The sequence below is a fragment of the Methylorubrum pseudosasae genome, from assembly GCF_029504475.1.
Classification (GTDB): domain Bacteria; phylum Pseudomonadota; class Alphaproteobacteria; order Rhizobiales; family Beijerinckiaceae; genus Methylobacterium; species Methylobacterium extorquens.
Genome location: NZ_JAQGDU010000002.1, coordinates 419,198 through 431,847, shown reverse-complemented (window position 1 = coordinate 431,847; position 12,650 = coordinate 419,198). Strand labels below are relative to the sequence as shown.

At 65.2% G+C, this 12,650-nt stretch carries 13 protein-coding genes; 4 read left to right on the top strand and 9 right to left on the bottom strand.

The annotated features are described in order from the left end of the window. Positions 1 to 164 precede the first annotated feature (164 nt). Complete coding sequence (locus M2437_RS02800) at positions 165 to 818, bottom strand: methyltransferase domain-containing protein (protein WP_253389314.1); 654 nt, start codon at positions 816 to 818, stop codon at positions 165 to 167. A 300-nt stretch (positions 819 to 1,118) separates the two neighbouring features. Then, the gene (locus tag M2437_RS02795; RefSeq protein ID WP_253389313.1) at positions 1,119 to 1,367 is read right to left on the bottom strand and encodes a hypothetical protein; all 249 of its coding nucleotides are present in this window, start codon (positions 1,365 to 1,367) and stop codon (positions 1,119 to 1,121) included. A gap of 218 nt (positions 1,368 to 1,585) precedes the next feature. Between M2437_RS02795 and M2437_RS02790 the strand changes: the two genes are divergently transcribed. Then, positions 1,586 to 3,496, top strand: a complete 1,911-nt coding sequence (locus M2437_RS02790; protein ID WP_238508794.1) for a potassium transporter Kup — start codon at positions 1,586 to 1,588, stop codon at positions 3,494 to 3,496. A gap of 58 nt (positions 3,497 to 3,554) precedes the next feature. On the opposite strand, the gene M2437_RS02785 is transcribed toward M2437_RS02790, so the two are convergent. The 3 genes from M2437_RS02785 to M2437_RS02775 all read right to left on the bottom strand — a co-directional run bounded on the left by M2437_RS02785 (position 3,555) and on the right by M2437_RS02775 (position 5,371). Further along, entirely contained in the window at positions 3,555 to 4,016 is a 462-nt protein-coding gene (locus M2437_RS02785; protein ID WP_253389312.1) for a DUF2867 domain-containing protein, read from the bottom strand. Between the two features lie 95 nt (positions 4,017 to 4,111). Next, positions 4,112 to 4,309 (bottom strand): SDR family oxidoreductase, encoded by a 198-nt coding sequence (locus M2437_RS02780; RefSeq protein WP_277570204.1) that lies wholly within the window; start codon positions 4,307 to 4,309, stop codon positions 4,112 to 4,114. A 69-nt stretch (positions 4,310 to 4,378) separates the two neighbouring features. Continuing rightward, positions 4,379 to 5,371, bottom strand: coding sequence for a DUF6662 family protein (locus M2437_RS02775; protein WP_253389310.1), 993 nt, complete (start codon positions 5,369 to 5,371; stop codon positions 4,379 to 4,381). Between the two features lie 821 nt (positions 5,372 to 6,192). Here M2437_RS02775 and M2437_RS02770 point away from each other — a divergent pair. Both M2437_RS02770 and M2437_RS02765 read left to right on the top strand, forming a co-directional pair. Beyond that, positions 6,193 to 7,245: an alpha/beta hydrolase family protein gene (locus tag M2437_RS02770; protein ID WP_253389309.1), complete on the top strand. Its 1,053-nt coding sequence runs from the start codon at positions 6,193 to 6,195 to the stop codon at positions 7,243 to 7,245. Positions 7,246 to 7,280: 35 nt separating this feature from the next. Beyond that, on the top strand, positions 7,281 to 8,414 hold the full coding sequence (locus M2437_RS02765) for a metallophosphoesterase (RefSeq protein WP_253389687.1): 1,134 nt from the start codon (positions 7,281 to 7,283) through the stop codon (positions 8,412 to 8,414). Between the two features lie 403 nt (positions 8,415 to 8,817). On the opposite strand, the gene M2437_RS02760 is transcribed toward M2437_RS02765, so the two are convergent. Continuing rightward, a complete protein-coding gene (locus M2437_RS02760; RefSeq protein WP_253389308.1) occupies positions 8,818 to 9,177 on the bottom strand; it encodes an ATPase inhibitor subunit zeta in 360 nt (119 codons plus the stop codon). Between the two features lie 241 nt (positions 9,178 to 9,418). Here M2437_RS02760 and M2437_RS02755 point away from each other — a divergent pair, with 241 nt between their 5' ends. Then, a complete protein-coding gene (locus tag M2437_RS02755; RefSeq protein ID WP_003603602.1) occupies positions 9,419 to 9,649 on the top strand; it encodes a hypothetical protein in 231 nt (76 codons plus the stop codon). Between the two features lie 90 nt (positions 9,650 to 9,739). Here M2437_RS02755 and M2437_RS02750 read toward each other — a convergent pair whose 3' ends face one another. The 3 genes from M2437_RS02750 to M2437_RS02740 form a co-directional block, all read right to left on the bottom strand. Beyond that, positions 9,740 to 10,012, bottom strand: coding sequence for a hypothetical protein (locus M2437_RS02750; protein ID WP_253389307.1), 273 nt, complete (start codon positions 10,010 to 10,012; stop codon positions 9,740 to 9,742). Further along, positions 10,013 to 10,510: a YciE/YciF ferroxidase family protein gene (locus tag M2437_RS02745; RefSeq protein ID WP_253389306.1), complete on the bottom strand. Its 498-nt coding sequence runs from the start codon at positions 10,508 to 10,510 to the stop codon at positions 10,013 to 10,015. Between the two features lie 369 nt (positions 10,511 to 10,879). Continuing rightward, on the bottom strand, positions 10,880 to 12,364 hold the full coding sequence (locus M2437_RS02740) for a DUF2252 domain-containing protein (protein WP_003603598.1): 1,485 nt from the start codon (positions 12,362 to 12,364) through the stop codon (positions 10,880 to 10,882). Positions 12,365 to 12,650 lie beyond the last annotated feature (286 nt).

Below are 12,650 nucleotides of genomic sequence, written 5' to 3'. Positions count from 1 at the left end.
GCGGATGCGGGTGCGATGCTGATGGCTTCCAAAACGGAGTTCCATCATGCCTTCAGCCAGCGACACCACGCGCCGACCGTGGAACCTCGGCCGCCTCATCGGCCCCAAGCCGCCGTTTAAGCCCACGTGGTGCTTGTTGTACCGTTCCCGAGCCGAATGGCCCGTCATTCCGGTGCGAACCAGCCGACCGCAGCCGTCACCGGATCGCTCAGGCCACCATCTGGGATCAGGACCCGTGTTTCGGTTCGCGCAAAACCTGCGCGTCGCAGATACAGATCGACGAGCTGCGCGTGCCCCCTAGCATCGAGAGCCGTCCAGATCGCGACAGCCTTGGTCGGGAAACAGCGGTTCGAGAAGCTGACGATGACCGGCGATCCTGGGCGGAGCACGCGCGCAACCTCGGACAGCACCGTCACCGGTTGCTGGAGGTACTGCACCGACACGCAGATCAGCGCCGCGTCGACGCTCGCGCTCTCGATAGGGAGATGCGGGTCGGCATTCAGATCTTGCACGAAGCGTCGTGTCAGCCGTGGGTTGGCGTCGAGTTCGCGCTGGTTCAAGCCATGGCCGATCACCGCCGCGAAGGCTTTCTCCGGGGGAAGGTGGCTGACCCAACTCGACATCATGTCGAGGATGATGCCGCCCGAGGGGAGTAGTTCGGCGTACAGGCGCGTCACCGCGGCAATGGCCGGCTCATCGATATGCGTGACGAAGCGCGGCTCCCTGTAGAAGCGGGAATCGGGCGAGGGGTCACGTTTCGTGAAGGCCTCGGCTGGCAGCTCGGGCAGTTCGGGCGAGGAGATCCGGATTGCAGACACGGTGAGAGCTTACCGTTGAAGCTGCCGATGATGGTGCGCCAACAGATGCGCAGCCGACTTGGTTCGAGGTGGTGCGCAGAGCCTGATGCCGCAGCTTCAATGCCGACTCAGTGAGGCCGCCAAGACCGGCCCGCACATAGACGGTAGACTCCGTTGAGGGGGGCAGCCGCCGGATCGCCGGCGCCATCGTGTCGCGTGTCGTCACCGCCCCGGAACGCGTGGCAATCCCGTACGGGACGTGTTCGCTGTCCTTCGACACAGCCGGGAACGCCCGAGCGGCGCGCAGTGCGTTTGTTTCCGTCAGCCACCGCCCGGCTTCGCCCCGCAGCCGCGACACGGATCGGTCCGTTCCGGCACCTCCCGGCCCTGTTCCACCTTGCCTGGGCGACGAGCCGCACCCTGACGCTCGCCAGTATCGGTTTGCGCCTTGCCCGCGCGGCCATCCCTGCCTTGATTCTCTATGTCGCCAAGCTCGTCGTCGACACGATCGTGACCGGGCAGGCCGGTGCCGCCGCGCCGGCGAGCGTGTCGGATTGGCTTGCCGATCATCGAAACTTTCCCTGGGATCCCGGCAGTCGGCTGGGCGCGGGGAGCGAAGGTCCGCGGCCGCAGCAATGGTTCCTCGGGTGTCCGAGCCAGCCCTCGGGTGGCATGTGGGAATGGTGTGGCTTGCCCGAGCAAGATGCTTTTGCCGCGAACGAACCGAGCCGTTTGGCCGTTGAAGGCCGATCCTGGCGGGAATTGCCCGTGTTCGGAGGAAGCGTCGGATGTCGGGTTCCACAACTGAACTCTCGGCCTTGCAGACGCCGCCGTCGGCCGATGCGGGCCACGGCTCCAAGACGAGCTTTTGGGCGCTGACCCTCGGATCCGTTGGCATCGTTTACGGCGACATCGGGACCAGCCCCCTCTACGCGCTGAAGGAATCCCTGCACGCTGCCGCAGGCGGGGGGCACGCCCCGACGCGCGACATGGTGTTTGGCGTCGTCTCGCTGATCCTGTGGGCCCTCATCCTCATCGTGACGCTGAAGTACGTGCTGCTCGTCATGCGCGCCGACAACGAGGGTGAAGGCGGCACGCCCTCCCTGGTGGCGCTCGCCCAGCGGGTGCTCGGCCAGTCCGGCAGTTTCGTCATCGTGCTCGGCATGGTCGGCATCGCCCTGTTCTACGGCGACGCCATCATCACTCCGGCCATCTCGGTGCTGTCCGCCGTCGAAGGGTTGAAGCTCGTCACCCCGGCCTTCGAGCCGTACGTGCTACCCCTCAGCCTCGCTATCCTGATCGGCCTGTTCGCGGTCCAGAGCCATGGCACGGCGCGGGTGGCGACCTTCTTCGGGCCGATCACGGCATTCTGGTTCGTCGTCATGGCGCTCGGCGGCCTCAGCCATCTCGCCGACGACCTGAGCATCCTGGCGGCCTTCAACCCGGCCTACGGCGTCAGTTTCCTGCTCAACCATGGCACGGCCGGCCTGCTGGCGCTGGGTGCCGTCTTCCTCGCCGTGACCGGCGCCGAGGCGCTTTACGCCGACATGGGCCATTTCGGCCGTTCGCCGATCCGTGCGGCATGGTTCGGCCTGATCCTGCCGGCGCTCGCCCTGAATTACCTGGGACAGGGCGCCATGCTGCTCGCCCATCCCGAGCGCATCGAGAACCCCTTCTTCCTGCTCTACCCGTCCTGGGCCCTGCTGCCGATGGTGCTGCTCGCCACCGTGGCGACCGTCATCGCGAGCCAGGCCGTCATCACCGGCACCTTCTCGATCACCCAGCAGGCCATGCAGCTCGGGTTGCTGCCACGTATGCGCGTGCAGCGGACCTCCGAGACCGAGAAGGGGCAGATCTACATTCCGCGGGTGAACTGGTGGCTGCTCGTGGCCGTCGTGTTCCTGGTGGTGCTGTTCAAGTCGTCGAGCGCGCTGGCGGCGGCCTACGGCATTGCGGTCACTGGCGACATGGTCATCACGGCGAGCCTGCTTTTCATCGTTGCCTGGAAGGCATGGCGCTGGTCACCCGTGCTGGCGGCCGTGGTCATCGCTCCGTTCCTGCTCATCGAGTTGGTGTTCCTGTCCGCCAACGCGCTCAAGCTGCTCCATGGCGGCTGGGTGCCGCTGACCATCGGGGCGGCCCTTGTGACGGCCATGTGGACCTGGCGGCGCGGTTCGGCCCTGGTTGCTGAGGAGATCCACCGGCGCCGCGTTCCCCTGTCGAACTTCACGCGCATGGCCGAGACCGGCTCGGTCCTGCGGGCACCGGGCACGGCCGTGTTCCTGACCGGCTCGCCGGGCGACACGCCGGGGGCCCTGATGCACAACGTGAAGCACAACCACGTGCTGCATGCCCGCAACGTCATCCTGCACGTGGTCACCGAGGACCTGCCGCGGGTGCCTCAGGCGGACCGCGTGACGGTCAAGCCGCTCTCGGACGTCTTCACCTGCGTGACGGTGCGCTTCGGGTTCATGGAGCTGCCGGACCTGCCCCGTGCCTTGGCCGCAGCCGGCTTCGACGCGAGCAACCTGTCCTACTTCCTGACCCGGCGGGTCCTGGTGCCCTCGCCGGAGACAGGCATGCCGGTCTGGCAGGATCGGCTCTACATCGCCATGGCGCGCGCGGCGACGGACGCGTCCCGCTACTTCCGCATCCCGGTCGACAGGGCCGTCGAGATCGGCGCCCGGATCGACATCTGAGGACACGGCTCCTCATCAGGGCGGGTCAAAGTGCCGTTCGGGACGCGCGGCGGCGCATTCAGCGCATCCCGGCCCTTGCCAGGGCGGAGCGGACGACGCGTACATGCCCGGGGTGGATGGCGGCGAGGTAAGCGCGCCCGAACAGGTTATGGCAGCGGACCACGCTGGTGGCGGTGAGGTCTTCCCGTCCATCGTCGCGCGTGACCAGAAGCAGCGACAGGCGGAAATCGAGGTGGCGGTCGTCCTCGCCGAGCACGATCTCCCGGTCTGAGCGCGAGAGCACGGGGAAGAAACCGATCCGGTCCCGTCCGCCGGTCTCCAACCGGGTCCGGATTTGGCCCGACGTCCGCACCCCGAAGGGGCGCACGGCCCCGTCGCGCAACCACATGGCCATGGTGACCCAGGCTGCTGGGTTCGAAAGCGCATCCTCGGCAAGCCTGGATAAGTCGTGCTGCCCCGGCCCGGGCAGCCTCACCGCGAAGGCATCGGCGAGGTCGGCGCCAGCGTACCAGGAGGCCACGGCGCAGTCGGAGGGCAGCGGGACGGGCCTGACGTCGGTTCGCTTCCGCGATGCCGGGGAAATAGAGGGCATCATGCGAGGCTACCGCGATCCGGTCAGAGCGTCGACACCGACCCGCCGTCGACGCGCAGGTTCGTCCCGGTGACGAAGCCCGCCCGGTCGGATGCGAGGAACACGACGGCGGCGACGACTTCCGGCCTGCACGGGCGGCTGAGGCCAATGTTCAGGCGGAACGCGGCGCGGGCGTGGGTCGGGCTGTTGATGGCCGCCTTGGCCATGGAATAGATCGGCACCGCTGCCAATCAGGCGCAGACGGTGGCCGCCAATTCGAAGGTCAACCTCGGTGCCGAGGCGAACCCGAGTTAGAACTCCATGCCAAACTTGACCCGGACGTTGTGCCGCTCGAACTGGTTGAGCCCAAGGGCACGGCCAGCGAGGGTCGGATCTGCATCCCGACCCCAAACCTGCCCCGCATACGCGGCTGTCAGCCAGATCTTCTCAGTAAACCTATGATGCAGGGCGGGCCCCACAGTGAGCGCTTCGCTCTCCAGCTGGTTTAGGAAAATTCCCTCATATCCGCGTAGGTAGCGTACTTCCGGACCGAAATACGTGTTCTCCCCAATCCGTCCCACCAGGACGTTCGACCACAGGAATGTCGAGGAGCGGTAGCCAGGACCACCACCCCGCTGGCGGCCAGCGGCGGGCTCGAAGCTGATGTTGCTGCCGTACCAGAGCTTGTCCGGCACCACCTGAACGTCGATCTGGAGCAGGCTCTCAATGTCGAAGATGTTGGCGCCATTGCCTTCAACGGGCAGGATACGCGTGAATCGGGGACGCACCTCCAGGGCGAGCCCCAATGGCTGCTCCTTCGTACCTTTCAGGAACTGGTACTTCACCTCCATGGAGACACCGTCGAAGGTGCCGTAGGATTTGTCGTCCAGATCCACGATGTTGCGTTGCCGCCGCAGCGTGCCGAAAGCGCTGAATTCAATACTCAGCTTGTCGATGGGGTTGAACTGGTAGGCGAACCGCGTATCGAGCACGCGATAAGTCGATGGGCCAGGACCGTCTCTGCGCTTGCTGACGCGTGTGACGGTATCGATTACGACTTCCTGTTCACCCTTCTCTCCGGCATCAGCGCCCTCCGTGAAGCCGAACAGGTGCTCGGTATCGACGTCCTTCTGGTCGGACTTCTCCGCCTTCTGATCCTTGTCTGCACTGCCTCCAGGCGAACCATTCTGTTGCGTCTGAGGCTTGTCGCTTGGTTTGGCCTGAGCAGAGGACGGAATGGCGAGAGTGAGCAGTACGCCCGCCACTACCGAGACGTGTAGAATTGGCCTGTTGCTTCCGGTCATGATCCTGCGAGGGCCTTGGGTGGGCAGTGCTCCAGCACGTCCGCTTAAAGCCGATGCTGGCCGATCTGCCTGCTGCTAAAATGCCACTTGCACAAAAACTCATGACGTCAGGGGATTATGCGGCCAGGGATGATCGTACCAAACGTCCGCAGAGCGTCGGGAGCGGCAATTCCGGTCTAACGAGTTGAATGTCGGCTGCTGGCGCAGAGCCGACGTTCAGCATCCGCGCGCTGAACAGCGGCTTTCCACCCTAAGCGGCCCCCAACGTTCGCCGCAGGAGCGTGATGAGCTTGCGGTGGTGCTCGTTCTCATCCTCGCCATGCGGGTTATGGTCCTGGCCCGCCAACAGATGCACTTCCGGGGTGTGCGTTGCCCGCAGCAAGGCGTGTTCGGCTCCGCGGGAGACCACCGTAGCGGCAGACTGTGAAGCACAGCCAAAGCCTCGGCCGTTCGGTCCGGGGCGACATCTCGAATGTCGCCCGCGTTCCACACCTCACCGCCGACCGAATAGCCGAACGGGATGGCCAGGAACCCGTGAGCCGCCTGGATGGCAGCCGTCAGAGAGCTGCCACCTCCGCCAGCCGCGGCCCGGGAGATCGCTCGAGTTAGAATTCGTACGCCGCCTGTTGGGAATATGCGCCGCTATTGGCACTTAGGCCCATGCGGTCAGAGCGGGCGTTTTCTGCTGGCGATTGTCATCGGTGAAATGGCTGCGACGACGGCCGCCCGCGGTGTGCGCCTCCTCACCGCGTTCAGGCCGGCAAGTGCCTTAGCCAGCGACGTGTGTCGATGTCGCCACCGTCTCAAAGAGGCAGGCCCCTGTGAGGGAAGACGCAATTCCGCGCCTCGGCTACAGCCGGCGTCGCTTCACGGCCATGGTCGTCGGCGGCTTCGCGACAGGCGTGGTCACGCGCGCGATCTGTCCGGCCGAGGCGGCTCCCGAGGACGTCCGTATCGCCGATCTGGACTGGGTCGACGCCCGTCGCGACCGCCGCGTGCCGGCGCGCTTGTACTGGCCGTCGCCCGGGGTACCGGCGGGGCCTGTTCCCCTGATCGTCTTCTCGCACGGCCTCGGTCAGTCGCGGACCGGCTACAGCTATCTTGGGCGCCACTGGGCGGCCAATGGCTACGCGAGCCTTCACGTGCAGCATGTCGGGAGCGACGGCAGCGTCTGGGCCGGCAATCCGTTCGAGGTTCTCGATCGCGTGAACGTGGCAGCGGACGAACGCGAGGCCATCGCTCGGGCCGCCGATGTGAGCTTCGCTCTGGACCGGATCCTCGACAAGGACAGCGCCTTCGCCGCGTTCATCGACCGGGCGCGTATCGTCGCCGCCGGCCATTCCTACGGTGCGAACACGACCTTGATCGTCGGCGGGGCGCGCGTTGTTCGCGAAGGGCGGACAATTGATCGTAGGGACATGCGCTTCAAGGCCGGCATCGTCATCTCGGCGCCGCCCTTCTACGGCGAGCGTGACCTGCATGCCGTGCTCGCGGCCATCACCATCCCAACCTTCCACGTGACCGCGACTGCGGACGTCATCGCGTTGCCCGGTCGACGGTCGCCCGTGCAGGATCGTCTTGAGGTCTACGAGGCGGTCGGGACGACAAGGAAGGCGCTGGCGGTCTTCCAGGGCGGGTCGCACAGCATCTTCACCGACCGGCTGCTGACAGGCGGAGTAACGCTCAATCCGCAGGTGAAACAGGCGACCGCGGAAGGCGCGCTGGCCTTCCTCGACCTGGCATTCCGAGGCGACCCCTCACCGTTGTCGTCATGGAGCGAGGCCTGGAGCTCGCTCCTCGCCGTGGCGCCCACAGCTTACCTCGTCCCCGAATCGTCGCGGCATCCATCACGCCGATATCGTCCCCGCTCGTAGCGGTTGCACCAACTCTCGCCCCGCTCGGACGGTTCATGTTTCACCTGATCTTCGGTCTGCCCTGCCTGTACGTCATCGCCAGGGTGCTGTGGCCCCTGCCTTGGCCGTTCGCGCTGAAGGCCTGCGTTGCGATCCTCCTGCTCATTGCATCCCAGTACCACCTGTGGAGCCGCCTCTCCTCAGGCTCGGTGTTCTCACCCGAGTTTCCGCGCGCGTTGGTCATCCTGTTCAACTGGGCTTTCGGCGCCATCTTCCTGTTGGCGGCGATGCAATTGGCGCTCGATGTCGTGGCGTTGGCCAGCAAGCTCGTGCCCGGAGGCGGCTGGCCGCTGCCGACGACGTGGCGCTACGCCGAAGCAGGTCTGGCCATGCTTCTGTCGGCGGTCGCGGTGCAGCAGGCCGTGCGGGTGCCCCCGCTAAAGGATGTCACCGTCGAGATCGAGAACCTCCCGGCCGGCTTCGACGGCTATACCCTTCTCCAGCTGACGGACCTGCATATCAGCCGCCTGTTCCCGGCGAGTTGGACGCGCGAGGTCGTGGCGCGATCCAACGCGCTCGGTGTCGATCTTATCGTGGTCACCGGTGACCTGATCGACGGATCCCTTGCCACCCGCCGTGCCGACGTCGAACCGCTGCGTGATCTGCGGGCCCCCGATGGGGTCTGGCTGATCCCCGGCAACCACGAATACTTCTTCGAGTACACGGCGTGGATGCGCCACTATGCCGAGTTGGGCATGGCCGTGCTTGCGAACCGGCACACGGTCCTGAGGCGCGGTGATGATGCCGTCGTCCTGGCGGGCGTGACCGACCTTTCGGCCTCGCATTCCGGCCAGCCGGCCCACGACCTCGATGCGGCGTTGGCCGGTGCTCCGGTCGGCGCCCCGATCATCCTCCTCGACCATCAGCCGAGGGATGCGGCCAGGGCGGCCTCGAAGGGTGTGGCCCTGCAACTGTCGGGTCACACGCACGGCGGGATGATCGTGGGCCTCGATAGGCTGGTCGCACGGGCGAATGGCGGCTTCGTCTCGGGCGCATATGCGGTTGGTGGTATGACGCTCTACGTCAACAACGGCACGGCGCTGTGGCCGGGCTTCGCCCTGCGATTAGGTCCTCCGTCCGAGCTGACGCGTATCACGTTCCGGGCCAGAGCTCGGCCTCGCACGAACTGACGGAAACCAGGTCTGGCTCCGCCTTCAGGGTTCGAAGAAGCGGCTCGCCCTCGAAACACGGCCATCGCGTCAGACCACCAGACCGGTCTGCGTCGCACCTCGCACCCATCATCTGGGGAAGATCGCTGCGACGGCCCCAGCCCGACGCCGAGGGCATCGAAGGGGGAAAACTCATGTCTAGCAAAAGAGTAGATAGCGCGCCCGAAAGGATTCGGCACGGCACAGCTTCGGCAAGAACGCTTGCGTGCCTTAGTCGGACATCACAAAGACATCCTCCGAGGCACGCGCTTACGGGGCTTGTGCGGAAGAGGCGGAGAATGTCTTCCTCATAGCCGCTGACGAGCTCCGGCTGAGACCGTCTTCGTCTGGCTCGGCAGCGGCTGCGATCTCTATCGTTATTGCGCTACAAACGTGAAGAGTTGCGGACTGGCGAGCGTGGTTTAACGACCGGCCTGGATCTGAGAGCAGGATCGCTGCCGCCCAACATCACGGCTCTCAGTTCTTCGAGGCTGAAGTCTGCGAGGTTGGCTGCCAGATCGGCGCGCACCCGTTCGAGCAAGGCCTCGTTGCTGGCGCCATGGATCATTGCATCGATCAGCACGTCAGCGTAGGCGCGGCTCGTCCGAGCATCACAGCCGAGTTTCCGGATCGCGAAATCGGCCAATGCTTGGGCGCCAGCGCGGCGGTTCAGAAAGCGTCGTTCCTCGCCGATCACAAATAAAAGCTCTTCGGCGCGTTCTCTTTCCTCGAACGATCTAAGCATCTTCTCCCTCCACAACAGGTCGGCGGATGCGAGCGTGCGAAGATCGCAACATGCGGCCAATCACGGCGAAAGCCAAGAGAAATCGCCTTTACTGCCAGGGCGGCCTCCGAGGCGTTGGCGAACTCAAATCATGGCCGTGCCACGATGGCGTGAGTAGCTAGACTCCGCTCGCGGTAGGAAGCCGTGAGCGCGGGCGTTCTGTCACAGCGCGGAAGCAGCCATCGCCGACCATGTTGAGGCCATGCGACCTGCACCCTTTACCATCGTCATATCCGGCAAGCGGTACGAGTGCCGTGTTGCTGGGAACACTGAAGCCGAGGCCGCCGATACGGCCGAGCACATCCTGCATCAGCTCCGACAGGAGGAGCGGGTTTGGCCCGGGCAGGTCAACATCGAGTGCGAGGATTTCGAAGCGGCAAAGCGCCTTGCCGCGTACTTCGCCACCATCACCGTCGAACCCGACCTCAAGTGAATTCTGCCGCGATGCGGTGTGTCTGGCCCGCAACCTGGTGCGAGAATGGTGAGGCTGCCCTCACGGTCTGGCCGGGTTCGGAGCGCCTCATCACCCGATGGACAGCCCGTTGTCATCTATGGATCCATGGAGGGCGCGTGCGTTGATCAATTCCCTCGTCGCGATCTTGACCGTCTGGCCTTGCAGTTCGAGCGCCCTCACCCGCTGACCGCGCGCGATCGCGTGCAGCGCCTCAACGTCGGAGTCGTCGGGGATCTCTGAGGCCAGTTGCGCAGCGTCATCCGCCGGCCCCTCCAGGGCGAGCGAGGTGCAGGCAAGTTCCGCTCGGTGAAAGCGCTGCCGCTTGGGCGGCAGCGCTCTCAACTACTTCGTGGCAACCTGCTGCAGGCCCTCAGCCAACTGGCTGGCGAACTCATCGCCCTTGTAGATCTCCGAGACAGCCTGCTTGAGCTTCTGCTCGTCCTCGGACTTGGCAAGCGCCTTGGCGTAAGCGGCCGCTGATCCAAACCCAGCCAAACCGTAATGCGCCATGCGCTGGTACTGGGCGATGATCACCACGTCCCGAAGCTGGCCATCCTGCGGGGCTTCTTCGGACGCGTGCTTACGCGCCTCGGTGACCAGCCCTTCCATGCCCTTGCAGTGCTCCGGCTCAACCTTTCCTCCAGCTTGCTCGATCAAGCTCTTGAGAATGCCAGTGTGCTTGTTGATGCCCTCGACCGATTTCTCAAGCATCTGCTTCAGCTTGGCGTCGCTAGCCTTCTGACTGAGCTGTTGAACGGTACGGGCCATCTGGTCGTTAGCAGACCAACTATCTTTCAGTTCATCGAGGTATACATCTTGCAGGCTGCGGGGTGCTGACATGAGGAACCTCCTTGAGCTCCTCCGGCCAACCTCCAACTTCTGCCGACGTTCCTAACGGAGTTATTGTCGTTCGTGCCGCAAATGCCTGAAACCACCTTTTCCGCCCGTTCTGGCCACGTGCAGGGTTAGGGGCTGGCAGGCGGTCACCGTCCTGGCAGAGGTTATGGGACACCTGCTTCTGGAGAAACCAGCCTCAAGCCGCGGCTCGGGGACATCAACCCGCGCGCTTGGCACTCCAGTTGCCAGCTGCACTCCACAAAGCCGCCGGACGTGCGCCATGTCCCGACGCCGTTACCTCTGATGTTAAGGCGGGCAGAAGCCCGGTTCAGCACACCGGGCGATGGAAATGTCGGCCGCTCTCTTCCTCCATCACAGATGCGGGTCATCCGCTGCCGTGAGGCGACCTTCAGCTATCGCGGCGCGAAACATCTCGTAGTCGGCTGCATTCCGATCACCATAGGCCTGCGCCCAATCAGCAAGGGCTTCACGCAGGTCGGCACGCCCATCGTGACCGAAGTAGCCCGCGATCGCCGCCGCATCCCCGGTGCGAGCATGCGCCTTCGCCAACAGTGCACCGTACGCGTGCGAGAAGTACATCAGCGAGCGGCCCGCCATACGACTGAGCGGGATCTCGCCCTTCATGTTCTTCATCTGACGCACGTAGAATGGGCGGCCATCGATGCTGGTCCAGCCGAGCAGCGGGTCTCCCACTGCCTGCAGCAGGCGCTGTCCGTAGATGACGCGTTCGCCCTCGTGGCTCGCGTAGGGCTCGGGCATGCCGCGCAGATACGGTGCGCTTGCCGGTCGCACGGCTTCCTTGACCTGGAGGAAGAGCGCATCCTGGTCCGAATTTCCGCACAACAAGGCGACATAGGCCCGCGTGCCGACGCTACCGACGCCAACCACTCGGTGCGCGACATCGACGACGTGGTAGCGGCTCAGCATGAACCGGCGCTCGCGCGGCAGCGTCTCGGCGTAGCGTTCCAGTCCGGCCGTGACGCTCTGGCGCGTCGCTTCATCGACGCGGGTGAGGATCGGCGGCTCCTCGCGGAAGCGCCAGCCACCATCCGTGCGCCGCTCGCCGACCCGATCGAGCAGGCTCTGATTATTCTTGCGTCTGGCCTTCTCGACGGCTCGGAGCACCACGGCCTGCGACTGGGCATCGATTTCAATGCCGATGAAGTCGAGATCATCAGCGCGCGCGGCCTGCTGCCAGACGTCCAACGATCCGCGCGGAGCGAGATCGTCCATGGCGTGCTGGTAGCCCGCGGCGGCGCTTTGGACCGCCTGACGCCGTTCAGTTACGGGCACGGCGGCGTCTCGCGCCGCGACCTCGATACTCGCGCACAGCCGTTTAAGATCCCATTCCCACGGTCCGACCGTGACCTCATCGAAATCGTTAAGATCCAGAACGACGTCGCCCTGTGGAGAGCCGAACAGGCCGAAGTTCGATAGATGGGCGTCACCGTTCATCACGACGTCGATCGCGCCGCGCGGTCCCTGAGCCAGATCCCAGGCCATGACCTGCGCTGCCCCGCGCAAGAACGCGAACGGCGAGGAAGCCATGCGGGCCACCCGCAGCGGGATGAGGTGTTCCTGCCGGCCAGCATGCGCCCCTTCGATGAGCGAGACCGGGTCGGGTCGATCCGCGTCGGCGCCTAGGATGGCATGATCGGCGTGGGGAAGGTCGCGTCGCAGCGTCTTGCCCGCGGCTCGACGCTTATCCCACGGCTCGACTCCGGTGCGCAGGTCAATGTGCGGGAAGTCGGCCAGCGGCTCCAGCACGACCTCTTCAGCAGCCTCGATGATCGCGGCCTGCTCGCCCGATCCTGGTGCTGTGACGTCGTGATCCATCGTGCGTTCCGTCGTCAGGTCCGTCCGCGATGAGCCGCGGTCACTCCGCTTACGGCTTGAAGCGGTTGTCCCGCAACGCGACCGAACAGACCTCTTTCCACGACATCCGCCTCTAAAAAATAAGCAGCCCTCGGCTCGGCGATCGAGCGCGTGCGCCCCTCCTCAGGGATTGATGGCGGACGGGTGAGCTTCGGCGCGGCGGACCGGCGCCGAGCGGCAGGACGCCCGGTCTTGAACGGCGGAAACGCGATCGTCGGCGGAGAGCCGCCCGAACCGTGGCGTCGGC